Raw genomic sequence first — 23,620 nt, forward strand, 5'->3', positions numbered from 1 at the left:
CTTCAGCGCCCCTCGGGGACGCGGACATGCGTCGTGGTTCCCGCGCGCCACCAGGGCACCTCGACGGTGCCCTGGACGGCGCCGCCCAGGCGTACCCGCAGCTCATCGTGCAGTACCAGATCACCGTCCGGCGTCGGCAGCGTGAGCATCTCGCGCAGGATCACCCCCAGGGGCGCGTCCGCCCAGGCGGTGCGGCGGCCCTCACCGAGCACCTCCGCGGTCACCGCCGCGGAGACCACCGGGAGATCCAGCAGGGTGGCCAAGGCCGAGGCGTGCTCGGTGCCGCCGAAAACCAGGCGCTGCGAAGGCAGAGCCAGAGCGAACTCGGGCTGATCGAGGATCAGCGCGTCGGACGGATCGATGACCGCGCCGGCCAGGGAACGCACCCGATCCGGCAGCGCCAGGTCGGCGACGTCGAGCCGATCAGCCGCGATGGCCGCCGCCAGCTTCCCGTGCGCGCGGGCGATGACTTGCGGACCAGGAGTTTTCGTGGGATCGGCGAGCGCTTCGAGCAGCGCGGCGGCCAGCTCCGGAGAAACGTTGGCCGGGTCGGCGAAGACCGCGCGCAGCGCGTCGAGATCCGTGCGACCGAAACCCTCGAATGCGAATTCGTCCAGCAGACCGGCGAATTCGTTGTCCGCCGGATGCCGCAGCAACCCCAGCGGGGTGCCATCGATGCGGGCATGCCCGCGCAGCCACCACGCGGTGTAGCCGTTCGGATCGGCGAGCAACCGGCGAGTGTCCGGCTCGGACACCAACTGCAGCAACGCATCCGGCCATGCGACCTCGTCCACCAGATCCAGATCGCGCACCGCCGCCAACTCCGGCGGATCTTCCGCCAGTCCGGCCCACCAGCGCGCCTCGTCGTCGAGCTGGTGATCGGGACCGGTCGGATCGACCTCGGTGACCACGCTGAAACCCCAGCCGACACCGATCGCCCGCAACGCCTCCGCGCCATAGGCCTCCACCACCGCCGGATCGACGGTGCCGAGCGGCGCGTCCGCGACCAGCAGCGGATACAGCGGGGCATCCGGCAACAGCAGCTCATCAGCGGGCCGCAATTCCCCTGCGGTATCCGGCAATTCGAGCAGGCCGAGCCAGGACGGCAGCGCCGCCGGATTCGCGTGCACCGCCAGCCGCAGCACCGCGTCGAGCGTGTCCTCGTCGTCGGGGCGATCCGTCAACTCCGCCCGCAACGCCGGATCACCCAGCAGGTCCTCGGCGGTAGCCGACCGCGCCCCCAACCTGGCCAGCAGCGGATGCGCCGCCTCCGGATGCACCAGCCGCGCCCAGTGCACCGGAATGGCCATCTCCAGCTGGTCATCCAAAACGACAGTCCGCGGCCCGGTTACGAGCCGGCCGTCGGCCAGCGGGACCGCCAGCGCCCCGAGCTCCTCGGCAGTCAACGGATCGACCACGAAAGGCTCCAGCGCCGCATACAGTCGCCGCCACCAACCCGGCTCCCGCTCCAGCCCGCTCGACAATTCCGCCAGCCGCGCCAACCCCAGCCGATGCACATCCAGCACACCCAGCGCCTCGGCGTGACTACGCCCGGACAACTCCGGAATCACCAACGGGCCGACCACGTCGTCGAGTAGCTCGGCCAATTCCGCTGTCAGGCCAGCGAATACGCTCGCGCGGGTGGGGACTGCGGTGGCGAGGGCACCCGAACTCGCGGAGCGCGGAGCTGCGAGGGCGCTCGGCTCGAAAAGACCGTTGTGCCAGTCCGATCCGAGATGAGCCGAGTTGCTTGCATCGACGCGTGCCGACGCCGTACCAGATGATTCCAGAACCGAGTCATTCCAGTTCGGGACCGCAATTGGCCCCTGGGCGCGCTCAGCAGCAACTCCGCCCCCGGCAGGCATGTCATCGACTCGCCCTGAGACGGGCTCAGCCTCCATTCCGCCCCGAGCAGGCGTGTCCTCAGCTCGCCCGGGGACGGGCTCAGCCTCAACTCCGCCCGGAACAGGCGTGTCATCAGCTCGCCCGGGGACGGGCTCATCATCAGTTGGGTCGAGTGGGTCGGGCCACCCGTGGACCCCTGACGGGGTGTCGAGAGGCTGGCGGCCGGGGCAAACCGGCAGCCAGGAACTGGTTTGCAGCTCACGAATCAGTACTTCCCGGAGGAGGCCATCGGCCTCGCTTCGCGCGAAACCGGGCGTCGGAACGAGAACGAGCCGGTCGCCCGGCGGCAGAGCGCGCGCGAAATGCGCATACCCGCTGGCTAATTCGGCGATCCGCGCGCCGGGCAGCAACCGTCGGCGATCCGGCTGCATCGGGATATCGGCGATCAGAATCGCAGGTAGCGAAAGCTCCTCGTCGGATCGAGTCGGCGCACGCAACACGTCGTTCCCCGACGGGACCGGCCGACCCGCACGGACCGGCAGCAGCCAACGCGCCCGAGACGTCTTGTACTGCCACCAGATTCGCAGTTCCATGCCCGGACCATCGATCCGCAGCTCTTGCAACCCACCGTCGAGCACCCTGACCGCACTGACGATTTCCTCGTCACCGATCCGGATGCACTGCAAGGCAGGTAGTTCCAGCAACAGATCCGCCGCCTCGGCACGCATCCCGTCGAGCAGCGCCTCGGCATCCGCATCATCGCGCAGGCGCAACACCACTTCGGTGTCCGTACCGACTTCCGGTTCGGTATTGCTCGGCCACACCAGTCGCAGGGTGGGAGGAGCGAATTCCGGTCCGTGAGCAGGTACGCCAACCGCGGCATTCGGCTGGAGGCTAGCCGGGTCCGCTGTTGCACTGTCGTATGACGCTCCGTATGAAGCAGACTCGTGGCTCTGCGGGGAAGTTGCGGCACCCCCAGCACCTGTTTGCGGATCGGCCGGTTCCACTGCCGCAGGATCAGGCGAGCATCGGATGTCCGCTGCGGGACCGCCGCTGGGCTGGCCGGCCCATTCGGATCGCTCGCTTGCGGCCGTTCCGGTTCGGTCGGCGGGGCCGTCACTGGCCTGGTCGGCCCATTCGGATCGCTCGCCTGCGGCCGTTTCCGTTCGATGGGCGGGGCCGCCGCTGGCTCGCTCCCCTGCCGCCGTTTCGGTTCGGTGGTTCGACTCGCCTGGGATCTGGATTTGGTTGTCGCGCAGCGCTTGTGCGGTGCGTGCGCGGGAGAAGTGCAGGGAGCCGGTGGTCGAACGCACCTCGATGTCGTCGCTGACCGACAGCACCGCGGTGAATCCGACGCCGAAGCGGCCGACGTTGGTGTCGGCTTTGCCGGAGGCGCGCAGGGCGGTCAGGGCATGTACGCCGGCGAGGTCCAAGGGCGCGCCGGTGTTCGCGATGTGCAGAGTCCGGCCGTCGAGCCGGACTGTCACCCGGCCCGGGACGCCTGCCTTGGCGGCGGCGTCGGCGGCGTTCTGCGCCAGCTCGGTGAGCAGGCGATCCCGGTAGCCCGCGCGGACCAGGTCGGCCTCGGTGGCGGCGTCCTCGCGCAGCCGCGTCGGCGAATCACGCCAGGCGGCAAGGACTCCCGCGCGTAGCTCCGAGGTGCCGAACGGGTCGGCGGCGCTCAATTGCGCGATGACTCGGACTCCGAGTCCTCGACACCGGCGTCCCCGAGCATCTCGACCTGCTCGGCCACGGCGACCTCGCCCTGACTGTCGGCGACATAGGTCACCGACCCTTCGGCCGCGGACTCGTCCGGCTCCCCGCCCGCGACAACCTCGCCCTTGCTGTCCGCCACATACGTCACGGACTCATCGGGAACGATGTGCGCATCCACCGGCTCGGAACCCGGCACATGCGCACGCACCGCCACCTCCGCCTTCGGCCGAACACTCACCACAGCAGAAGACACTGCGGTATCACCCGTATCGCCTACCGCCTCGCCCACATTCGCGCGCGCCGCCCCGTTCTCCGACGCCCCCTCACCAACCACTCCATTACCGGCCTCGCCAGCCGCAGCCGACTCCACACCGGCCTCGTCAGCGGACGCGGCTGCAATCTCCGCGCCAGACCCGGCCACGCCCTCAGCTGCAAGCCCGACCGACGCCACCGCTTCGACACCCGGCTCAGCAACGCTATTCGATCCGCCACCCTCGGCCCCTGCTGCAGCAACAGCCTCCACGCGCGACGCTGCGGCCGCTTCGGCAGCGGCCGACTCTGCCACCCCAGCGGGCACTCCGGATTCTGGTTCGGTCGTCGTAGTCGCCGACGTCTCGGCGACAGTCTCAGCAGGCGCCGCGGATTCGGACGCCGACGCTTCGGCATCAGGCTCACCGGACTCGGATCCGGTCGCCGCGTGGGCTGTCTGCTCCTCCGCGTCGGCGGAACTGTCGGGGGCTTGCTCCGGCTTCCGCAGCGCCTCGGCCGGGATCACGTCGAAGGCCGCGTCGTCGAAGGCTTCGTATAGGGGGGAGCCGCCGCCGGTGGGGGCTTCGACGTCGGAGTGGGCGCCGCAGCCGTATTCGGCGTGGACGACGCGTCCGTCGGCGCCCATCGCGTTCGCGCAGACGCCGAAGGCGGCGCGGAGGGCGCCGGCCAGGGGCAGATAGAAACCGCACAGGCCGCAGGTCGACGGGGCCGCCTTGGCCATGTCGGTGTCGGGACCGAATTCGGCGTACCAGCGGTCGGCGGCTTCGGCGCGGCCTTCCAGGCTGAGCACCTTGCTGCGGCCGAGGCCGACCTCGTAGGCGACCTCGTCGACCACCGGGTCGCCGGTCGCGACGTAGCCGGGCACCAGCCGTGGATCGTCGGCGGGCGGGGCGAGCAGATCGCCCGGAGCGAGATCGCCGGGGCGGACCCGCTGCTCCCACGGCACGAATTCGGGGGCGACCAGGGCTTCCGGTCCGGGTAGCAGGGCCGACTCGCTGACCGTCACCCGGTCCGCACCCGGTGGCGCCGCCACCACGACAGCCCACTGCCAGCCGCGATAGCCGGGCAGGGTGGCCTCGAAACGGTGTGTCGCCGCACTCTCGTCCTCGGCGGACACGCCGAGGTGGGTGCCGACCGCCGAGGGTTCCAACTCCAGGAGCGCGCGGCGGGCCACGTCCACGGCGTCGGCCAGCAAAGGCCTTACATCGGACGGCGCTGTTCCCACCCCGCCGACTCCGTCGGCTGCCATCCCCCTGGAAACACTAACTGCGCTCACGGCCTACATTTTGCCGTATGGAACGCAATCCGCGTTCGTTGGCCATGGCTGTTCTTTTCTGCCTGCTCACGGCGAGCGGTTGCACCGGTGCCGACGATGCTCCCCCAGAGCTTCGAATCGAGGTCGTCGGCACCCGCCCGCACGACCCGCGAGCCTTCACCCAGGGGCTCGAGATATCCGACGGAGTGCTGTACGAAAGCACCGGGTTGACGGGCGCGTCGTGGGTGCGCGCCAGCGATCTCGCCACCGGCGCTGAATTGGCGCGCGCACAGGTGCCCGGCGACTTCTTCGGCGAGGGCATCACCCGGGCCGGCGCCACGCTGTGGCAGTTGACCTGGAAGGACAACGTGGCCTACGCCCGCGACCCGGCCAGTCTCGCGGTGCGCGGTCAGGCGCGATACGACGGCGAGGGCTGGGGTCTGTGCACCCGTGGCGAGCGGTTGGTGATGAGCGACGGCACCGCGACGCTGACCTTCCGCGATCCGATCAGCTTCGCCGTCACCGGCACCGTCGCCCTCGACGGCTACCGCGGCGCACACCTGAACGAGCTGGACTGCGCGCCCGACGGTTCGGTCTACGCCAACGACTATCCGACCGATCGGATCCTCCGCATCGATCCCGAGTCCGGGCGTGTCCTCGGGGTGATCGACGCGCGCGGGCTGCTCACGCCCGCCGAACGGGCCCGTACCGACGTGCTCAACGGCATCGCTCACCTGCCCGGCACCGATCGGTTCCTGGTCACCGGCAAGTACTGGCCGACGATCTTCGAGGTGCGCTTCGTCCCGGTGTGAGGCATCGAACCGGACGGCCTGGGTACCGCGCGGTTTCCGATCAGTCAGAATTGAACGTGTGACGACTCCTCGTGATCCCACCGGTCCTGACCGTGGTTCCTGGGATGGCGTGGAACAACCACCGGTCCACCGGCATCCCGGGTTCACCAGTTATCCGCCGCCGACCCGCCCGCTGCCACCGCTGGGTTCCGAACACCGCGGCCCGCGCCGAGTCTTCCCGAACCGGCCGAAGCCGCCGCAGCCGGAAACGCGGCCCTACCACCAGGCGCCGCCGCCGCCCGGAGCACCACACCGCGGTAACCAAGCACCACAACCGGATCCGACCCGGCACACCCCGGATCCGACTCGGCACACCCCAGGTCAGACCCGACACACCCCAGATCCGACCCAGCAGATTCCGGATCCGACTCAGCAGATCCCGCACGCCGAACCAGGCCGGCAACGCGTGCCACGCAAACTGACCGTCACCCGGGTAGCCGTCATGCGCGGTCGTGAGCTGACCGAGAAGGGCATAGCCACCTTCCAGCGCGCCGCGAAGGCGGACGGTGCCGACAAGTCCGGTCTCACCGCGCTGACCTACGCGACCATGACGAACTTCGCCTTGGACGCGGCGATCGCGGTGGCGCTGGCCAACACGCTGTTCTTCGCCAGCGCGACAGCGGAGAGCAAATCGAAGGTCGCGCTGTATCTGCTGATCACCATCGCCCCGTTCGCGGTGATCGCTCCGCTGATCGGCCCGCTGCTGGACCGGTTGCAACGTGGCCGGAGATTGGCGCTGGCGACGTCGTTCGGGATCCGTGCGGCGGTCGCGGTGATCCTGATCTTCCAGTTCGACAACATCGCGCTCTATCCGCTCGCGTTGTGCATGATGATCGGCAGTAAATCGTTCTCGGTGCTCAAGAGCGCGGTGACGCCGCGCGTGCTGCCACCGGAGATCGATCTGGTCCGCACGAATTCCCGGCTCACGGTTTTCGGACTGGTCGGCGGCACGATCGGCGCGGGCGCGGTGGCCGCGCTCGCCGCTTATATCGCCGGGTCCAACGGCGCGCTGATCCTGGCCGTGCTGATCGCGCTGGCCGGCGCCTATCTGAGCCTGCGCATTCCGCGCTGGGTCGAGGTCACCGAGGGCGAAGTGCCCGCGACCCTGAGTTATCACGGCGAAGAAGCCCGCACGGAAGTCATCCGTGAGGTGCCGCCCGATATTCCGGCGCGCCGCCGCCGGCAGCCGCTGGGCCGCGCCGTGGTCACCGGATTGTGGGGCAACAGCGCGATCCGCGTGCTGACCGGTTTCCTCACCTTCTATGTGGCCTTCGTCGCCAAGGCCACCGAGCACCGGCCGACGCAGCAGGCGATGATGCTGGTCATCGTCGGCGCGGCCGCGGCGATCGGCAATTTCACCGGCAACGCCACCGGCGCGCGCCTCGAGCTCGGCCGCCCGTCGCTGATCGTGGTGGGCTGCACCGCGGCTTGCACGCTGGTCGCCGTTTTCGCGGTCCTCGCCGACAACCTGCTGGGCGCGGCCGTCGCGACGCTGGTCGCCTCCGGTGCGAGCGCCCTGGCGAAGGTGTCGCTGGACGCGGCGATCCAGGATGACCTGCCACCGGAGTCGATCGCTTCCGGTTTCGGCCGGTCCGAGACCGTGCTGCAGTTGTCCTGGGTGATCGGCGGCTCGGCCGGTGTGCTGATGCCGACCGAGTGGTGGAAGGGTTTCGCCGTCGTTTCGGTGATACTCGTGCTGGGCCTGGCCCAGACCTACCTCAGCTATCGCGGCCATTCGCTGCTGCCTTTCATGACGGGCAACCGGCCGCAGCATGTCGAGCAGAAAGTGCCCGGCACAACGACATTCATCCCCCGACCGACTGGAGAACCCCTCAGTGAGTGAGCGACGCAAGCTCAGCGGCCGCACCATCATCGCCCTGCTCGCGGTGGCCACCCTGGTTGTCGTCGGCGTGGCGGGAGCCGTGGTGTTCAACGCCGTCCGCAACGCGCCGTGGCATGCGCCCGAGCTCACCGCCTACGCGCACGGGCAGACCGTCGATGTCACGCCCTTCGCCTACTGCTCGGTCACCATGCGTGACTGCCGCGTGCTGCCGCAGAACCCGGCCGACGCCGCGGGTTCGGTCTTCGATGGTCTGCCCTGTAAGGAATCCGACTGCCAGCGGGGCCGGACCACTTCGCTCGAAGTGCCGCCCGGCTACCCGTTGCAGGTGTCGTTGCCGAGCCAGATAGTGAACGCGCCGTGGCTGGCGACGCTGGTGTACGTCCGGGAGGACGGGCAGATCGTGATCGAGGAGAAGTGGCGCGACGAATACCCGGAGGGCGCGCGGGCCATCACCATCGATTCGCGGCCGCTTCCGGAGCTGCGGTTGGTCGGCGTGGAAGTCCAGCTGCCGATCCTGGCACGGGACGAGTCCGGTCGCGAAGGCTGGGTACCGCACGCCGCGTGGTCCATCAGTACCGCTCAGGCATAGCAAAAGGAGCCCATCCGCGGATGGGCTCCTTTTCGTTTCGGGGACCTAGTGGTCCAGCTCGCGCGCGACCGCCCGGACGACCTCCGAAATACGCTGCGCCATCTTGCGATCCGGGTACTTCCCCTTACGCAGGTCCGGCTGCACCTTCGTCTCCAGCAGGGTGATCATGTCTTCGACCATCCCGTGCAGTTCGTCGGCCGTGCGGCGCGGCGTGGCGGGATCCTTGTGCGCGCCGCGCTCGCGGTCCTGCCCGCGGCCCACCGACGGCGGTGCCTCCAGCAGCTTCAGGCTCAGCGCCTGCGGCCCGCGGCGACCCGCGGCCATTCCGAATTCGACGCGCTGCCCCGGCTTGAGGGATTCGATGCCCTGCGGCAACGCCGAGCTCCGGACATAGACGTCCTCCCCCTCATCCTGGGAAAGGAAGCCGAAGCCCTTTTCGACGTCGTACCACTTCACCCTGCCGGTCGGCACTGCGCTCACCCGTTCATCATCGACACTCGGAACCCAACGGCCCGAGCAAATTTTCTGCTTGCGAAAAGAACGCGCCCCACAAGCCTGCAGGACGCGATTGCCGTCGAGTCTACCCCGGTGGCATCAGCCCGGGCACACCAGTTTTACGGTCGACCGGTGACGAACCCCTCCGCACCGCACCCGCCGCGCCGGCCCAGCGACTGGTTTCTGCGCCTGGCGCTCGTATTGTTCGCGCTCGGGTTGCTGGCGGTCGTCGCCATCTTCCTGACCCCGATTGTCAGCGACAGCTCGCCCGGACTCTGGCTGTACCTCGCCGCGATGCTCGCTCCGCTCGGCTTCATTCTCGGCCTGGGGTACGCGCTGTGGTCCGGGCGGCGTGCCCGGTGAGTTACCCGGCCCTGTCGTTACCGAATCCAAGATGTGATCCTGATCACATAACGGAGCGGTCACGGGCAGGCATCGGGCCGTTACAAGGCGATCCGAGCGTCTTCTAGCTGCGCAGAAGCACTTTCGCGCCATCGCAAACGGCGATGACATATGCACACACACGCCGGTTATCAAATAGTGATTTTTCGCCGGGATCGTCGTACCGTCTATTTCAGCCGGGACAGCCCGGCACCACCGGCCCGCCGCACCGAGCCTCACCCCGCGGGTACCGGACCCCGACTGGATCAGGGGTGAGGGCGGGACGGACGACCTCTCAGTCCGTTTCCGAGCGATATCTCGCAGGTGCGGACGAGAGGAAGACACCGGATATGAGTGGACGCCATCGCAAGCCGACCTCCACCGGTCGCACCGTAGCCAAGGTCGCCGTCACCGGCGCCATCTTCGGCACCGCCGGTGTGGCCCTGGCCGGAAACGCCAGCGCGGCACCCGACTCCGACTGGGATCGCCTCGCACAGTGCGAAGCCGGCGGCAACTGGGGAATCAACACCGGCAACGGTTTCCACGGCGGACTGCAGTTCTCCCCGAGCACCTGGAATGCCCACGGTGGCAAGGAATACGCGCCCACCGCTTACCAGGCCAGCCGCGAACAGCAGATCGCCGTCGCCGAGAAGGTTCTCGCCTCCCAGGGCTGGGGCGCCTGGCCCTCCTGCTCCTCCTCGCTGGGCCTGCGCAGCGCACCGACGCCGCGCGACGTGCCCTCCGAGCCCTCCACCCCGAAGTGGAACGCGCCCACCCAGGCCCAGGTCGCGGACACCCACCAGGAGATCTACCAGGCTGTCGACCGCGCCGTCGCGCTGGTGCAGCAGCAGGGCGTGCAGATCCCACAGCCCGCGCTGGATTTCTTCAACGCGGCCAAGGGCAACGGGACCAAACTCGATCCGGCCATCGTGAACTTCTACGAGGCGAACAAGGGGCTGCTCCCCTCCTGACCCGAGGTTCGTCATACAACAAGGCCCCCGCATCATTGTCGATGCGGGGGCCTTGTTCGTACTGCGGGCTTTCCGGGGCGGCTCAGCGGTTGATCACCGTGTGCGGGTGCATGTACGGCAGCTGCTCGGCCGGTACCGGAAACTCGGTGTCCTCGCCGAACGGCGAAAGCCCACCGGAACGGGTCGACGACAGTTCGGTGACCGCGTGGTCACCCTCGGCCAGCTTCGGCCAGCCATTGTCGACATACGGTTTCTTCGATTTGTTCACCACGGCCACATGCTAGCGGGAAGCCCCCGCCCAGTGCACGACCAGGAGCACGTTGCTCCCGGACCAGCGGGCAACAAACCAGCACCGTACGCTGGATCGGATGAGCGCGACCTCCTTGGCCGGGTGGCTCGGTGCCCGGACCGACGCCCAGCTCGTGGCATTGCTGCAGTTGCGGCCCGACCTCGCGGTGCCGCTGCCCTCGTCTATGCAGGTGCTCGCGGGGCGGGCCGAACAGCGGGCCTCGGTGCTGCGCGCCACCGACGATCTGAACACGCTCGAGTTCGCGATCGTGGAAACCCTTGCGGTGCACAAGGCCTCGAACAACGCCGCTCCGCTGCCCCGTAAGGCGTTGCAGGCCCAATTGAAGGGCCGGGTCACCAAAGCTGCGCTGGACACGGCTCTGGAGCGTCTGACGGCCCGCGCGCTGGTCTGGCTCGCCGGTGACGATCTGCATCTGGTCCCGGCCGCGGCCGAAGCGTTGCCGTGGCCGATCGGGTCCACCACCGAGATCCCGGACGCCCTCACCGAACCCGAGGTGCTCGAAGCCCTGCGTGATCTGCCGCACGCGGCCCGCGCCCTCCTGGACAAGCTGGCCACCACCAGTCCCCTGGGCCGCACCAAGGACGCCGCGCCCGGCACCCCGGCCGATCGTCCCGTGCAGCAGCTGCTCGGTCGCCGCCTCCTGCACTGGATCGATGACGAGACCGTGGAGTTGCCGGTGACCGTCGGGCAGGTGCTGCGGCGCGAACCCGTCACGCATCCCCATGCGCTCACACCGCCGAAGCCGGAGCTGCGCAAGCACACTCCCGCCGAGGTGAACGCCGTCGCGGCCGGTGAGGTCGGCGAGCTGTTGCGCCATTGCGAAGACATTCTCGCCGCGCTCGGCCAGGGCCCGGCCCCGGCCTTGCGCGCGGGCGGGCTGGGCGTACGGGAGCTGCGGCGCGTCGCCAAGCAGACCGGTGTCGACGAAACCCGGGCCGGACTGCTCGTCGAGCTGCTCGCCGCCGCGAAACTGGTCGGGAAGGGCCTGCCGGAACCCGCGCCCGACTACGACAACGCCGACGACTACTGGGCGCCGACACCGGCCGCCGACGGCTGGCTCGATTCGCCGCCCGCGCGGCGCTGGGCGGCGCTGGCACTGGCCTGGTTGGACCTGGATCGGATGCCATGGATGATCGGCATGCGCGACGCCAACGACAAGCCTTTGGCCGCACTGTCTTTCGAGCTGCGCATGCCGAACGCGCCGCGTGACCGGCGCGCGATCCTGGCGTTGCTCGCCGAGTATCCGACCGGCACCGCGCTCGAGCCCGCCGATATCGGCCGGCTGCTGGCTTGGCGGCAACCGCGCTGGCGCAGGCACTTCCGGTTGGAGGCGGTGGAGCACACGCTGCGCGAAGCCGCCGAGCTGGGCTTGATCGGGCGGGGGGCGCTGGCCTCACCGGCGCGGGCGCTGCTGCACGGCGCGCCGACCAGTGCCGCCGACGCCGAAGCCGAGATGGAAGCGGCGCTGCCGGAACCACTGGATTACGTTCTGGTGCAAGCGGATCTGACGGTCGTCGCGCCGGGTCCGCTCACGCCCGAGCTACAGCAGCGGATCGCACTCGTCGCCGACGTCGAATCCGCGGGCGCGGCAACGGTTTACCGCATCAGCGAGGCCGCCGTGCGGCGCGCGCTGGACGCCGGGATGACCGCCGCGGAACTGCATGCCTTGTTCAGCACGCATTCGCGCACGCCGATCCCGCAGGCGCTGACCTATCTGATCGACGATGTCGCGCGCCGGCACGGTCAGTTGCGGGCCGGAATGGCGCAATCGTTTGTGCGCAGCGATGATCCGGCGCTGCTCGCCCAGGTGCTCGCGGCTCCGGTGGCGACCACGCTGGCGTTGCGGGCCATCGCGCCCACCGTGGCCATCGCCCAGGCGCCGCTGGGCGAACTGCTCGAACAACTCCGGTCCGCCGGGTTCGCGCCCGCGGGCGAGGATTCCTCCGGCGCCATCGTGGATCTGCGTCCGCGAGGCGCGCGAATCACGGTGCGCCCCAATGCCCGTGCGCCGTACCGGCCCACCCCGCCGAGCACCGAGCAGCTCGAACTGCTGGTCGCGGAGCTGCGGGCCGGGGACCGCGCGGCCAGCGCCAAATCCGGTCAGTCGGTGCGCGCCGACGGCACCCGCACCAATACCGCCGCGACCCTGGCGCTGCTACAGCTGGCGGCACGGGTGCGGCGGCCGGTGAACATCGGATACGTCGACGCGCAGGGCGTGGCGTCGCAGCGGGTGGTGGAACCGCTGAAGGTCGGCAACGGTCAACTCGACGCGCTCGACCCGGTGACCGGCGCGGTCCGGCACTTCACGCTGCACCGGATCGCGTCGGTCGCTCTACTGGACGCTTAGACCGGCTTGCCCAGGCAGAACAGGGCTTTGGGGTCCGGCACGGTGATGAAGGTTTCCGTGGTTTCGGGGCACTGCATTTCGTCGGTCGTGCCCTCGACCCGCTCCACCACCTTGATGGTGGCTTCCTTGCTGCCGCACTCGGCCCACTTGTACGGGGAGGTGCCGACGTCGTTGTAGCAGGCGTCCTTCTTCAGGTTCGGCGCGAGGCACATGTAGGTGGCGCCGCCGCTGGGCCGCTGCTCGGAGTAGGTGGTGTAGTCGTTGGTCGGGCATGAGGTCTGCTTGTCGAAGGTCTGGAACACCTTGTAGACGGCCTTGGGCGAAGAGCAGTCGATCGCCTCACCCTTGGTGTCGTTGGATGAGTTGTCGGTGATGTTGATGCAGTCACCGACCTTGGTCTTCGCGACGTCGGACTTGCTCGCGTTGTCGACCGCGGAACAACCGGTCACCGCGACCGCGATTGCGGCCACTGCCAGGAAGGCGCCTGGGAATCTCACGGAAAAAAACCTCTCTCACCGAACATGTTCACGTTGATCGTGAACGCGGTGAGGATACCCGCAGGCAGGCAGTGGCCGCACCTGTTATCGGCGGGTCAGAGCATGCCCAGACCGAGCATGCCCATCAGCGAGAAAGCGAGCAGGCGCGAGGGTAGGGAAATGAGCAGCTGAAGTCCAAAATTGTTCATTAGCAGTGCCTTCCACAATGTCGTCCACTTTGTGGACGATCGTCCAATTCAGGGGGTCTGTCGTTTGGCGGCGCGGGGTCGTTACGCTTGGCGAGTATGACGGTCGACGAGGTTGCCCGCGACTTGTACGGGCTGGATCCCGCGGAATTCATGGCGGCGCGAACGGCGCAGGTCGCGGCGGCCAAGGAGTCCGGAGACAAGGCCCTGGCCACAGCTATCGGCAAGCTACGCAAGCCCACGGTCACCGCGTGGACGGTGAACCTGCTGGCCCGCGCCGCGCCGGAGGACGTGAACGCGCTGCTGCAACTCGGCGCCGCGCTCCGGTCGGCGCAGCGGGAACTGTCCGGCGATCAGTTGCGGGCACTCACCACGCAACGACAGCAGGTCGTCAATACTTTGGCCAAGCGGGCCGGTGCGCTGGCCGCCGAGCGCGGCCATCCGGTCAACGAGACCGTACTGCGAGAAGTCGGCCAGACCTTGAACGCGGCGCTCGCCGACGACGAGGTGGCCGAACAGGTGCACACCGGGACGCTGACCACCGCCGCCACCTATGAGGGGTTCGGCCCGGAAGGCCCGGCGCTGGTCGCGGTCGGCGGAACCGAGCACAAAGGCGCCCGGAAGAAGGCGGCCGAGGAACCCGCTCCCGACACCGCCCAGCAGGAACTCGACGACGCGCTGGCGGCGCTCGAATCCGCCCGTGCGGCACGAGATTCCGCCCAGCAGGAGACCGATCAGGCCGCCGGGCGCCTGGCCGGCACCGAAGCACGGATCGACCAGCTCCGCGCGGATCTGGAGCACGCCGAACAAGAGAAGCAGTTCGCGAAATCCGCCGAACGCAGTGCGCACGAACAACTTCGGTCCGCACAACGCCAACTCGACCGGGTCGAACGCTGGGTCGAGCGGGCCCGCGAACGCGTCGACTAGACCCGCAGCCCGCCCGGGTACAGGTACTCGTCCGCCGGCGGCTCCTCGGTATTGAGCCAGGCGTGGAAGAAACCCGTCAGATCAGGCCCGTACTTCGACTGGATGAACGTGCGGAACTGCGGAATCGAGGCATTGCCGTAGGCGTGGTGGTGCAGGAATTCCTTGACCGCGCCGAAGAAGATCTCGTCACCGATCTGGCGGCGCAGCGCGTGCAGGAACAGCGGTCCACGGTAGTAGACGGAGGTGAATTCCCTTCCCGCGCCGGGATTGTCGAGGGGAATCTGCCAGAATTTCGGGTTCGCCAGATATTTGGCGGTGGTCTCGCGGTATTTGGCGTCGACGTCGAGGCCTTCCTTCTGCTCCGGCCACAGATAGTCGGCGGTGTAGCTGGCGAAGCATTCGTTCAGGCAGATATCGGACCACTGGCGCACCGACACCGCGTCACCCCACCACTGGTGCGCGATCTCGTGCACCACGGTTTGCAGATCGGTCCAGGGCGCGTGGATGGGGCGCGTCTGGGTTTCCAGCGAGAACTCGAGATCGGCGTCCACGTAGATTCCGCCCGCGGCGTCGAAGGGATACGGGCCGTAGAGGTTTTCGGCGAAATCGAGGATTTCGGGCAGCCGCTGCTCGTGCTCCCGGTTGGCTTCCGCCTCGGGCGCGAACGCGCTGAGCAGGGGTGTCCCGTCGGCACGGACCTGCTCCAGGAAGGTGAACTTGTCGATGGCGACAGTAGTCAGATACCCGAGCACGGTGTGCTTCGATTCCCAGCTGACGACGCGCTTGTCGCCGCGCACCTCGTTCTGGGTACGCCGGCCGTTCGACATCACTTCCCATTCGGCGGGCACCGTGGCGTGCAGCGCGAAAGTCGCCTTGTCCAAGGGAGTGTCGTTGAGCGGATACCAGGTGGCGGCCGAATGCGGTTCCCCGGCAACGAAAGCGCCGCCGCTGGGCGCGATGGTCCAGCCCGCTCCCCTCGCGTCCACCGCGGGGCCCGCGTAATCGATGACGGTGACGAACGGCAGGCCGGGCAGCAGCGGCAGCAGCGGGGTGACGGTCAGTTCGTGCTCGCCGTTGCGGTCCCACGCGGCGGGCTGGCCGTTCACCGTCACCATCCGCACGTCGGGACCGCTGAAGTCGAGGTTGAACGCGCGCAGCGCCTGCGTGGCCCGCGCTTGCACGCGCGCGTGTCCGGTCAGGTGCCGGCTCGGCGGGTCGTAATCGATGGCGACGTCGTAATGCGTGACGTCGTAGCCACCGTTACCGTCGAGCGGATAGTAAGGGTCACCCAGACCCGGTGCGCCGAGGAACGGGTCCGCTTGCGCCGCAGCCGGTGTCGCGGTGATCAGGACTCCGGCAACCAGCACGCAACCCAGGCCGGACAACCTCATACGACCAACCGCCTCTCTCGATCACCTCGGCTTCGGGATCGTGCCGGCGAGCATTGGCACAGCGGCGATCGTAGTCGGTTATTTGGCGGCGCCGCTGAGCGCCACCGACGCGCCGAGCCCTACGATCATCGCCCCGCCGGTCGCGCCGACCGCCTCCAGCCGGCGCGGCGAGCGGGCGAACCAGCTGCGCGCGGCCGCCGCGCCCAAGGCCCACGCGGTGTCCGACACCAGCGCGATCGCCAAGAAGACGCCGCCCAGGATCAGCAACTGCGCGACGTACGCTCCGCCCGCCGGGTCGATGAAATGCGGCAGCACCGCCGAGAAGAAGATGACGGCCTTCGGGTTGGTGAGACCGACGACGACGCCCTGGCGAATGACCTTGCTGTCCTGCACCGACGGCGCCGAGACAGTCAGCGCGTCGCGCAAGGACTTGCGATCCCGGATCGCCTGCACACCCAGGTAGATCAGATACAGGGCGCCGGTGAATTTCACGATGGTCAGCGCCAGCGCGGACGCGGTGAGGATGGCGCCGAGGCCGATCGCGACCAGCAGCAGCGAAACCAGCACGCCCACCGCGTGTCCGATGACCGACAGCAATGCGGCCCGCCGCCCGAGCGCGAGCGCGCGCCCGATCGCGAACAGCACGCCTGGACCCGGCACGACAATGATGACGAAGGCGGCGGCGGCGAAGGCCAGCAGATTTGCGACCGGAATCATCATCCGAGTCTATGCACACGCGCCGACGGCGTGCACGACTTTTTCAGGCGCCCAGGTCGTCCGGCAACTGCTGCGGATCCAGCAGCAATCGCTTCGCCGAGGCCCGCCGCACCTTCGCCGCGAGCCCGAGATTATTTGTGAGCAAACGCCATTCCGTTTCGCTGATCGCGGCGCGGGCGCGATCGATGACCGTCCCGTCGGTGGTGCCCCAGGCGATCGGCATCGGATGCACCGTCTGCCACCGCTCGCCCACCTGGCGTGGCGCCCGCTCGCTGCGCACCGCGACCGAGGGCACCCGCTCCCCCGCGCGCTTCTCGTGGCCGGGCAGATCTCGCACCTTGCGGATCACCAGTGCGTAGAGCGGGTCGGTGGCGGTGGGCTTGGCCACGTCGACCAGCGCCAGCAGCACCACGCCGCCCGGGTGCGTCTCCGAGACCACCGCGGGCACGAGATCACCGGTGGCGTAGAGCTTGTCGATGCTGAACCGGCGCGGCGCCCACACCGTCACCCACAGCGCCACCACCGCACCGAGCACGAAGGCGACGGCCAGCAGATAGGACCAGGCGTGGCCCAGCCAGATCAGGTAGGCGGCGATCAGCCCGGCGACGATCGCCCCGGAGATCGCCAAAGCTCGGAGGCGGCGCACATCGGCGAGGACTTCGTTCACCGCATGGGCGTGCCTGTGGTCCACCGGGAATTCGAAGCGTCGCACGTTTTCTTCCTAGCACACGTAGCGGAGAGAACCCCTCCACTTATCCGATGGCCGGCCCCAGCAAGTCGTCGGCATCTGTTATGCGATAGGCATACCCCTGTTCCGCCAGAAAACGCTGCCGGTGCGCGGCATATTCGGCGTCCAGCGTGTCACGCGCGACCACCGAATAGAAGTGGGCTTGGCCACCATCGTGCTTGGGCCGCAGCAGGCGGCCGAGGCGTTGCGCCTCCTCCTGGCGGGAACCGAAGGTTCCCGAAACCTGCACTGCCACAGAGGCTTCGGGCAGATCGATGGAGAAATTCGCGACCTTGCTGACCACCAGAACCGGGATCTCACCCTGCCGGAAAGCCTCGAAAAGTTCTTCGCGCTCTTTGGTTTTCGTCGAACCCTGAATCACCGGCGCGTTCAACGCCACGCCCAATTCGTCCAGCTGATCGAGGTAGGCGCCGATCACCAGCGTCGGCGCGTCCGGGTGTTTGGCCAGGATGGACTGCACCACCGGAATTTTCGTACGTGCCGTAGAACACAATTTGTAGCGTTCCTCGGGCTCGGCGGTGGCATAGGACATCCGCTCGGCATCGGTGAGGGTGACGCGCACCTCCACACAGTCGGCCGGGGCGATCCAGCCCTGCGCCTCGATGTCCTTCCACGGGGCGTCATAGCGTTTCGGGCCGATCAGCGAGAACACATCGCCCTCGCGGCCGTCCTCGCGCACCAGCGTCGCGGTCAGGCCGAGCCGGCGGCGCGATTGCAGATCGGCGGTCATCCGGAAGACGGGTGCGGGCAGCAGATGCACCTCGTCGTAGACGACCAGGCCCCAATCGCGGCTGTCGAACAGCTCGAGGTGCTTGTACTCGCCCTTGGTGCGACGCGTGATCACCTGATAGGTGGCGATGGTGACCGGTCGGATCTCCTTGCGCTCGCCGGAGTATTCGCCGATCTCGTCCTCGGTCAGCGAGGTACGCGCCAGCAACTCACGCCGCCACTGCCGCCCGGCGACCGTATTGGTGACCAGGATCAGCGTGGTGGCCTTGGCCTTGGCCATGGCGGCCGCGCCGACCATCGTCTTGCCGGCGCCACAGGGCAGCACCACGACACCGGACCCACCGGCCCAGAAGGAATCCGCCGCCATCTTCTGGTAATCGCGCAGCTCCCAGTGGCCGCCCTCGTAGTCGAGATCGATCTGATGCGCCTCGCCGTCGACATAACCCGCCAGATCCTCCGCGGGCCAGCCGATCTTCAACAGCATCTGCTTGATCCGGCCACGCTCGGACGGATGCACCACCACGGTGTCGTCATCGATGCGGGCGCCGAGCATCGGCGCGATCTTCTTGTGCCGGAGCACTTCCTCGAGCACCGCGCGATCCAGGCTGTTCAGCACCAGCCCGTGCGCCGGGTGCTTCATCAGCTGCAACCGCCCGTACCGTGCCATGGTGTCGACGATGTCGACCAGCAGCGGCTGCGGCACCGCATACCGGGAGAAATTCACCAGCGCGTCCACGACCTGCTCGGCGTCGTGCCCCGCGGCCCGGGCATTCCACAGCGCCAGCGGCGTCACGCGATAGGTGTGCACGTGCTCGGGCGCGCGCTCCAACTCCGCGAACGGCGCGATCGATTGCCGGGCCACATCGGCCAACTCGTGGTCGACCTCGAGCAGCAGTGTCTTGTCGCTCTGAACGATCAACGGACCATCGGTCACAGATCTCTCCCTTGTTGAGGTCCGCCCCATTCTCCCCGACCCCACCGACAACCCGCGGCTGCGGTCTCGGGGCCCGCTACTTCAGCGTCGGACCACCGCTATTTGTTCCCGGACCTGCGGTATTGCCGCAGGGGCGCGCGGCCCCGCCCGGCTGTCGGCCGGGCGGGCAGCGCTGCTGCGGAGAGCGGTGCGAGCAGGTCAGCGGTCGCGACGCCGCTGGACGGCGTCGGCGAGCCGGTCCAGTTGCGCGGCGGTGGTTTCCCAGTCGATGCAGGCATCGGTGATGGATTGGCCGTAGGTCAGCTCGTCCGAGCGGCCCAGCGTCAAATCCTGCCGGCCCGCCACCAGGAAGCTTTCCAGCATGACGCCGACCACGTTCTTTTCCCCGGTGGCCACGCGGTCCGCGATGTCGGCGATCACGTCGGCCTGGCGGTTGTGATCTTTGTTGCTGTTGCCGTGGCTGGCGTCGACCACGAGGCGCTCGGCCAAACCGGCCTTCTCCAGCCGCAAGCAGGCTTCCGCGCAGGAGGCCGCGTCGTAGTTCGTGCCGTTGCTGCCGCCGCGCAGGATGACGTGGCAGTCCGGGTTGCCGCTCGTGCGGATGAGCGCGGCGCGGCCGTCGAGATCGGTGCCCGGGAAGACGTGGCTGGCCGCGGCCGCGCGGACGCCGTCCACCGCCACCTGCACGTCGCCGTCGGTGCCGTTCTTGATGCCGACCGGCATCGACAGCGCGCTGCTCAGCTGGCGGTGCACCTGGCTGGCGGCGGTCCGGGCGCCGATCGCGCCGTAGGACACGAGATCCGCGATGTACTGCGGCGTGATCGGATCGAGGAACTCACACGCGACCGGCAAGCCCAGGCCGGTGATGTCCACCAGCAGTTTGCGGCCGATGCCGAGGCCGGTGTTCACATCGAAGGACCCGTCCAGGTGCGGGTCGTTGATCAGACCCTTCCAGCCCAGGGTGGTGCGCGGCTTCTCGAAGTACACCCGCATCACGACGTGCAGGCGGTCGTTCAACTCCGCGGCCTTCGCCGCGAGCAGACGCGCGTATTCGATCGCGGCCGCGGGATCGTGTACCGAACACGGGCCGACGATCACCATCAGGCGGTCGTCGTCCGCGTTGAGCACGTCGACGGTGGCTTTCCGGCCCGCACGCACGGTGTCGGCAAGGGCATCGGTGATTTGGTGCACCCGGCGCACCTCGGCCGGCGAGCGCAACGGGCTCACGGACAGGGTGCGCTGGTCATCCAGATCAGAATGCCGCGCATCGACATCAACTGCGGTGGTCATAGTGGGTTCCTTTTCATCAGGCCGACCCACGGAATTCGAGAACCCGTCGAGCCGGTCATCATCCGGCTCGAGGGTGGAGGTTGGTCAGCGCAGCCAGGTGCCGCAGACCGGCCCACCCAGGGCCGGCTTGCTAAACCAGAAATACACACGCTGCACGCCGCTGACTGTAGCAGGGACAAACCCGCCCCGATCCCCGAGGCGCGCAACGTCACATTTCAGGTAGCTCGAGGCTATCGAGCTTCCCGCCCTCCGTGTTGTGCTACGTCCGGCGGTGAGCGCGCCATCACCCGCGCGCGTGTCATTCCCGCAGGTAGAGGTGGACGGAGTAGCGTCCGGGCCATGGACACGCTCATCTTCGGCGGGTTGCTGTTCACGCTTTTCGCGATCTACGCCCAGCGGTCTCGGCGCGTGGTGCTCGCCGCCTGGTGGGTGGTTCTGGTCGCGTGCCTGGTGCTGTTGCGGCATCACATCACCAGCGGGCTCGGTCTCGGATTGACGTGGTGACGCGATGACCGAAGCCGAGGTCACCGGACGGCACCGGGCCGTCGAGATCGTCGAGCCGGAGAGCGCGGGGCGGCGCTTCGTCGGGCAGTCGCAGTATTGGCTGGCCTGCGTCTTCGTGATCGGCTGGACCGGTGTCATCTGCGGCGGGCTCGCGGTGCAGTTCGGGAGCTGGGACTATCCGTGCCCGCTGTGCATGTTGCAGCGCATGTTCATGGCCCTGGCCGCGCTCGGCGCCGCGATCATCGTGCGCAAGGGCATGCTCGGCATCATCACCTCCCGGGACTATATGACCGGGTGGGGTCTGGCCCTGCTGGGTTGTGTCGCAGGCGGTTTCACCGCGTGGCGGCAGACCATGCTGCACATCAACGACTGGCAGCAGCCGAACGGACCGGTGGGCTACGGCAGTGCGGTGCTCGGTCTGCACCTCTACGTCTGGGCCTGGGTGTTGTTCGTGGCCGCGATATTCGCGATCGGCTTGGTGCTGTCCTTCGGTCACGACACCGCCGCGCCGGGTTTCGCCGCCACGGGTGGCCAGCGCGTCATCGGCCGGCTGGCGCTGTGGTTCCTCGGTCTCGTGCTGATCGTCAATCTGATCGCGGTGTTCTGCCTGGAGGGCCTGCACTGGTTCCTGCCCGATGACCCGGACAAGTACCAGCTCTTCTACGACTTGGGCATCCGGTAGGTGACCCCGGTCAGCTTTTCCGACAGCTCCCAGAGTTCACGCGCGACCCGCTCATCCCGCGCGGCCGCGCTCGACCCGCAGCGAACCGGAGCGCCGCGCAGACCGCCGATACCCTCCGGCCCGTAGAAACCACCCGGTTCCGCGTCCGCCGTCGCAGCGAAAAGCTGCGGCAGCGCCCCTTTTTCGGCACTCTGCGCGATCAGCCGATCACCGAGCGAGACGATCGCGCCGAAGAACGACTCGGTGTGCGTCCCCAATTCGGTGGCGGCGTACCCGGGGTGGGCGGCGGTCGCGAGCCGGGGCGAACGGGCCGCCGCGAACCGGCGCTGGAGCTCGGCCTTGAACAGCAGATTCGCGACCTTGGACTGACCGTAGGCGAGCCACCGGTCGTAGCGGCGACGTTCCCAGTTCGGATCGTCCAGGTCGATTCGCCCGAAGCGGTGCGCCCAGCTGGACACCGTCACCACCCGATCGGTGATCTTGTCCAGCAGTAGCCCGGTCAACGCGAAATGCCCGAGATGGTTTGTGCCGAACTGCATTTCGAAGCCGTCGGCGGTGCGTTTCCGCGGCACCGCCATCACCCCGGCGTTGTTCATCAGCACATCGACCCGGTCCACCGACGCCGCGAATTCGCGCACCGACGCCAGATCCGCCAGATCCAGCTTCCGCGCCTGCGCCCGCGCACCGATCTCCGCCGCCACTCGCTCGGCCTTCTCGAGATTCCGGCAGGCCAGGATCACTTCGGCGCCCGCGCCGGCCAGCGCCCGCGCCGACGCGGCCCCCAATCCACTGTTCGCGCCGGTGACGATGAAGCACCGGCCCGTCTGATCGGGGATGTCCGAAGTGTCCCAACCGCTCATACCGGGCGAGTCTAGTTAGATACCGCCACCTCCGCCGATCAGCCGGATCGAAGGACCACACCGATCCGTGCGTGCGTCCGGGAACGGCGCGCGCGCAACGTATTCGACACTGCTCGCGGAATCAGCGGGGTCGGGCGATGATGCCGAGCAGGTCACCCGCGGTGGTCGTGCGCGCGGTGAAATCCGCGGCCGCCAAGTGCTGAACAAGCTTGCCGGGCGGCGGTTTCGGGCTCGATCCCGCCGCATCGGGATTGCCGTAGCCATAGAACAGGTTGAGGGTGCCGCCGGAACCGAGCAGTTGCCGGATCAGCGTCAGTTCGGCGGCGGGCTGCTTGGTCCAGAACAAATTCACGTTGACGGCCACGATCTTGTCGAAACCGGCTGAAGCGAAGTCGATTCCGTCCACGACGCAATCCGGTCGCAGCTGTTCCAGCCCTACTCGGGCCATTCGAACGCGCACCGATTCGAGCAGTGGTGCATGGCGTTCGGCGGCGCGGGCGATCGCGGTGGCCGAGCGGTCGATGCCGATGTAGCAACCGTCGTCCAGCCGTCCGGCGATAGCGGCGATGGAATCACTGGACCCCGGGCCGATTTCGAGGACCCGGTCCGCGGGCCGCACCGCCATGGTGTCGGCGATCCACCGGAATCGCGCGTCCCCCGCCATCAGATCGGCCAATCGCTGACCGGTAGCCCGGGGTCGGTGGCCAGCCGGCCCGCGATCCAGGTGTCGCGCCGCACCCCACGCTGCGAACTGCCCAGGCGCAGCATGCCCTCGTACCGGAACCCGTTGCGCGCCGCCACCGCCGCCGAAGCGTGATTGCCGACGAAGGCGCGCCAGCTGATCCGTTCCAGGCCCAGCGTCGCGGGGTCGAAACCGAAGTCGCACACCATGCGCAGCGCCCGCGTCATCAACCCGCGCGAACGCTGCTCGGGGACAAGCCAGTAGCCGACCTCGGCGGCGGAGGAATCCTCGGCTTCCAACCCGATCATGCCGATGACCGGGCCGTCCTTGTCGAGTCGCAGCGCCCAGGTCGGACTGTGCTTCGACCAGCCGGCCGGAATCAGGTCCTCGACGAAGGCCGCGGCGTGCTCACGCCGGTACGGCACCGGGATCCGCACCCAGTCGGCGATCGACCGGTGCTGGCAGCAGGCGGTGATGGTCTCGATATCCGCCTCCGTGGGCGGCGACAGCCAGACCACCCCGTCGGCGAGTACGCGTTCCTCCACGGTATTCATAGTGGCACGCGCATCCGGTGGGCCGGGCGTATCCGTGCGCACCGTAG

Annotated in this window: 21 protein-coding genes and 1 pseudogene; 9 read left to right on the forward strand and 13 right to left on the reverse strand. The window is 68.3% G+C overall.

From position 1 onward, the window contains the following. Positions 1 to 2 precede the first annotated feature (2 nt). Together BJ987_RS37115 and BJ987_RS38180 are read right to left on the reverse strand one after the other, a co-directional pair. Complete coding sequence (locus BJ987_RS37115; RefSeq protein ID WP_245365778.1) at positions 3 to 3,530, reverse strand: sacsin N-terminal ATP-binding-like domain-containing protein; 3,528 nt, start codon at positions 3,528 to 3,530, stop codon at positions 3 to 5. Between the two features lie 808 nt (positions 3,531 to 4,338). Continuing rightward, a pseudogene (locus tag BJ987_RS38180) lies at positions 4,339 to 5,080 on the reverse strand (DUF3027 domain-containing protein); the annotation flags it as partial. 44 nt (positions 5,081 to 5,124) lie between these two features. On the opposite strand from BJ987_RS38180, the gene BJ987_RS02440 reads away from it, so the two are divergent. From BJ987_RS02440 to BJ987_RS02450, 3 genes are read left to right on the forward strand one after another with little or no spacing between them, the layout of a single operon-like run. Continuing rightward, positions 5,125 to 5,898: a glutaminyl-peptide cyclotransferase gene (locus BJ987_RS02440; protein ID WP_209884263.1), complete on the forward strand. Its 774-nt coding sequence runs from the start codon at positions 5,125 to 5,127 to the stop codon at positions 5,896 to 5,898. A 58-nt stretch (positions 5,899 to 5,956) separates the two neighbouring features. Beyond that, entirely contained in the window at positions 5,957 to 7,780 is a 1,824-nt protein-coding gene (locus BJ987_RS02445; protein ID WP_209884264.1) for an MFS transporter, read from the forward strand. Further along, a complete protein-coding gene (locus BJ987_RS02450) occupies positions 7,773 to 8,369 on the forward strand; it encodes a DUF2771 domain-containing protein (protein ID WP_307869428.1) in 597 nt (198 codons plus the stop codon). The genes BJ987_RS02445 and BJ987_RS02450 overlap by 8 nt, the downstream gene beginning before the upstream one ends. A gap of 45 nt (positions 8,370 to 8,414) precedes the next feature. Here the strand turns inward: BJ987_RS02450 and BJ987_RS02455 are convergent, their stop codons facing one another. After that, complete coding sequence (locus tag BJ987_RS02455; RefSeq protein WP_209897748.1) at positions 8,415 to 8,840, reverse strand: cold-shock protein; 426 nt, start codon at positions 8,838 to 8,840, stop codon at positions 8,415 to 8,417. A 156-nt stretch (positions 8,841 to 8,996) separates the two neighbouring features. On the opposite strand from BJ987_RS02455, the gene BJ987_RS02460 reads away from it, so the two are divergent. After that, entirely contained in the window at positions 8,997 to 9,227 is a 231-nt protein-coding gene (locus tag BJ987_RS02460) for a hypothetical protein (protein WP_209884266.1), read from the forward strand. A gap of 368 nt (positions 9,228 to 9,595) precedes the next feature. After that, complete coding sequence (locus BJ987_RS02465) at positions 9,596 to 10,216, forward strand: resuscitation-promoting factor Rpf1 domain-containing protein (protein WP_209884267.1); 621 nt, start codon at positions 9,596 to 9,598, stop codon at positions 10,214 to 10,216. Between the two features lie 82 nt (positions 10,217 to 10,298). On the opposite strand, the gene BJ987_RS02470 is transcribed toward BJ987_RS02465, so the two are convergent. Next, complete coding sequence (locus BJ987_RS02470; protein WP_209884268.1) at positions 10,299 to 10,487, reverse strand: hypothetical protein; 189 nt, start codon at positions 10,485 to 10,487, stop codon at positions 10,299 to 10,301. 97 nt (positions 10,488 to 10,584) lie between these two features. Here BJ987_RS02470 and BJ987_RS02475 point away from each other — a divergent pair, with 97 nt between their 5' ends. Then, positions 10,585 to 12,873: a helicase-associated domain-containing protein gene (locus BJ987_RS02475; protein ID WP_209884270.1), complete on the forward strand. Its 2,289-nt coding sequence runs from the start codon at positions 10,585 to 10,587 to the stop codon at positions 12,871 to 12,873. Here BJ987_RS02475 and BJ987_RS02480 read toward each other — a convergent pair. Further along, positions 12,870 to 13,370 (reverse strand): LppU/SCO3897 family protein, encoded by a 501-nt coding sequence (locus BJ987_RS02480; RefSeq protein ID WP_209884272.1) that lies wholly within the window; start codon positions 13,368 to 13,370, stop codon positions 12,870 to 12,872. The two genes, BJ987_RS02475 and BJ987_RS02480, sit on opposite strands and share 4 nt — an antisense overlap. Positions 13,371 to 13,654: 284 nt before the next feature. On the opposite strand from BJ987_RS02480, the gene BJ987_RS02485 reads away from it, so the two are divergent. Beyond that, positions 13,655 to 14,482, forward strand: coding sequence for a hypothetical protein (locus tag BJ987_RS02485; RefSeq protein ID WP_209884274.1), 828 nt, complete (start codon positions 13,655 to 13,657; stop codon positions 14,480 to 14,482). Here the strand turns inward: BJ987_RS02485 and BJ987_RS02490 are convergent. The 5 genes from BJ987_RS02490 to BJ987_RS02510 form a co-directional block, all read right to left on the reverse strand. Beyond that, entirely contained in the window at positions 14,479 to 15,873 is a 1,395-nt protein-coding gene (locus BJ987_RS02490) for a M1 family metallopeptidase (RefSeq protein WP_209884275.1), read from the reverse strand. The two genes, BJ987_RS02485 and BJ987_RS02490, sit on opposite strands and share 4 nt — an antisense overlap. A 78-nt stretch (positions 15,874 to 15,951) precedes the next feature. Further along, positions 15,952 to 16,590, reverse strand: coding sequence for a LysE family translocator (locus BJ987_RS02495; RefSeq protein ID WP_209884277.1), 639 nt, complete (start codon positions 16,588 to 16,590; stop codon positions 15,952 to 15,954). 43 nt (positions 16,591 to 16,633) lie between these two features. Then, entirely contained in the window at positions 16,634 to 17,302 is a 669-nt protein-coding gene (locus BJ987_RS02500) for a DUF3239 domain-containing protein (RefSeq protein ID WP_209884279.1), read from the reverse strand. Between the two features lie 40 nt (positions 17,303 to 17,342). Then, complete coding sequence (locus BJ987_RS02505; protein WP_209884281.1) at positions 17,343 to 19,001, reverse strand: DNA repair helicase XPB; 1,659 nt, start codon at positions 18,999 to 19,001, stop codon at positions 17,343 to 17,345. Between the two features lie 198 nt (positions 19,002 to 19,199). Next, a complete protein-coding gene (locus BJ987_RS02510) occupies positions 19,200 to 20,291 on the reverse strand; it encodes a 3-deoxy-7-phosphoheptulonate synthase (protein WP_209884283.1) in 1,092 nt (363 codons plus the stop codon). 339 nt (positions 20,292 to 20,630) lie between these two features. Here BJ987_RS02510 and BJ987_RS02515 point away from each other — a divergent pair, with 339 nt between their 5' ends. Further along, on the forward strand, positions 20,631 to 20,795 hold the full coding sequence (locus BJ987_RS02515; RefSeq protein ID WP_209884285.1) for a DUF5993 family protein: 165 nt from the start codon (positions 20,631 to 20,633) through the stop codon (positions 20,793 to 20,795). 4 nt (positions 20,796 to 20,799) lie between these two features. After that, positions 20,800 to 21,477: a disulfide bond formation protein B gene (locus BJ987_RS02520; protein ID WP_209884287.1), complete on the forward strand. Its 678-nt coding sequence runs from the start codon at positions 20,800 to 20,802 to the stop codon at positions 21,475 to 21,477. Here the strand turns inward: BJ987_RS02520 and BJ987_RS02525 are convergent. The 3 genes from BJ987_RS02525 to BJ987_RS02535 all read right to left on the reverse strand — a co-directional run bounded on the left by BJ987_RS02525 (position 21,456) and on the right by BJ987_RS02535 (position 23,564). After that, complete coding sequence (locus tag BJ987_RS02525; RefSeq protein WP_209884289.1) at positions 21,456 to 22,337, reverse strand: oxidoreductase; 882 nt, start codon at positions 22,335 to 22,337, stop codon at positions 21,456 to 21,458. The genes BJ987_RS02520 and BJ987_RS02525 overlap by 22 nt on opposite strands. A 121-nt stretch (positions 22,338 to 22,458) precedes the next feature. After that, complete coding sequence (locus BJ987_RS02530) at positions 22,459 to 23,013, reverse strand: class I SAM-dependent methyltransferase (protein WP_245365780.1); 555 nt, start codon at positions 23,011 to 23,013, stop codon at positions 22,459 to 22,461. After that, on the reverse strand, positions 23,001 to 23,564 hold the full coding sequence (locus BJ987_RS02535) for a GNAT family N-acetyltransferase (RefSeq protein ID WP_307869429.1): 564 nt from the start codon (positions 23,562 to 23,564) through the stop codon (positions 23,001 to 23,003). The genes BJ987_RS02530 and BJ987_RS02535 overlap by 13 nt, the downstream gene beginning before the upstream one ends. Positions 23,565 to 23,620: the final 56 nt, after the last annotated feature.

The organism is Nocardia goodfellowii (assembly GCF_017875645.1).
In the GTDB taxonomy this organism is placed as follows: domain Bacteria; phylum Actinomycetota; class Actinomycetes; order Mycobacteriales; family Mycobacteriaceae; genus Nocardia; species Nocardia goodfellowii.

Bases quoted from the DNA above. Each gene is read 5' to 3' on its own strand.
- BJ987_RS02495 (WP_209884277.1), bottom strand. From the start codon at position 16,590: ATGATTCCGGTCGCAAATCTGCTGGCCTTCGCCGCCGCCGCCTTCGTC.
- BJ987_RS02465 (WP_209884267.1), top strand. From the start codon at position 9,596: ATGAGTGGACGCCATCGCAAGCCGACCTCCACCGGTCGCACCGTAGCC.
- BJ987_RS02515 (WP_209884285.1), top strand. From the start codon at position 20,631: ATGGACACGCTCATCTTCGGCGGGTTGCTGTTCACGCTTTTCGCGATC.
- BJ987_RS02490 (WP_209884275.1), bottom strand. From the start codon at position 15,873: ATGAGGTTGTCCGGCCTGGGTTGCGTGCTGGTTGCCGGAGTCCTGATC.
- BJ987_RS02510 (WP_209884283.1), bottom strand. From the start codon at position 20,291: ATGACCACCGCAGTTGATGTCGATGCGCGGCATTCTGATCTGGATGAC.
- BJ987_RS02485 (WP_209884274.1), top strand. From the start codon at position 13,655: ATGACGGTCGACGAGGTTGCCCGCGACTTGTACGGGCTGGATCCCGCG.
- BJ987_RS02440 (WP_209884263.1), top strand. From the start codon at position 5,125: ATGGAACGCAATCCGCGTTCGTTGGCCATGGCTGTTCTTTTCTGCCTG.
- BJ987_RS02475 (WP_209884270.1), top strand. From the start codon at position 10,585: ATGAGCGCGACCTCCTTGGCCGGGTGGCTCGGTGCCCGGACCGACGCC.
- BJ987_RS02525 (WP_209884289.1), bottom strand. From the start codon at position 22,337: ATGAGCGGTTGGGACACTTCGGACATCCCCGATCAGACGGGCCGGTGC.
- BJ987_RS02520 (WP_209884287.1), top strand. From the start codon at position 20,800: ATGACCGAAGCCGAGGTCACCGGACGGCACCGGGCCGTCGAGATCGTC.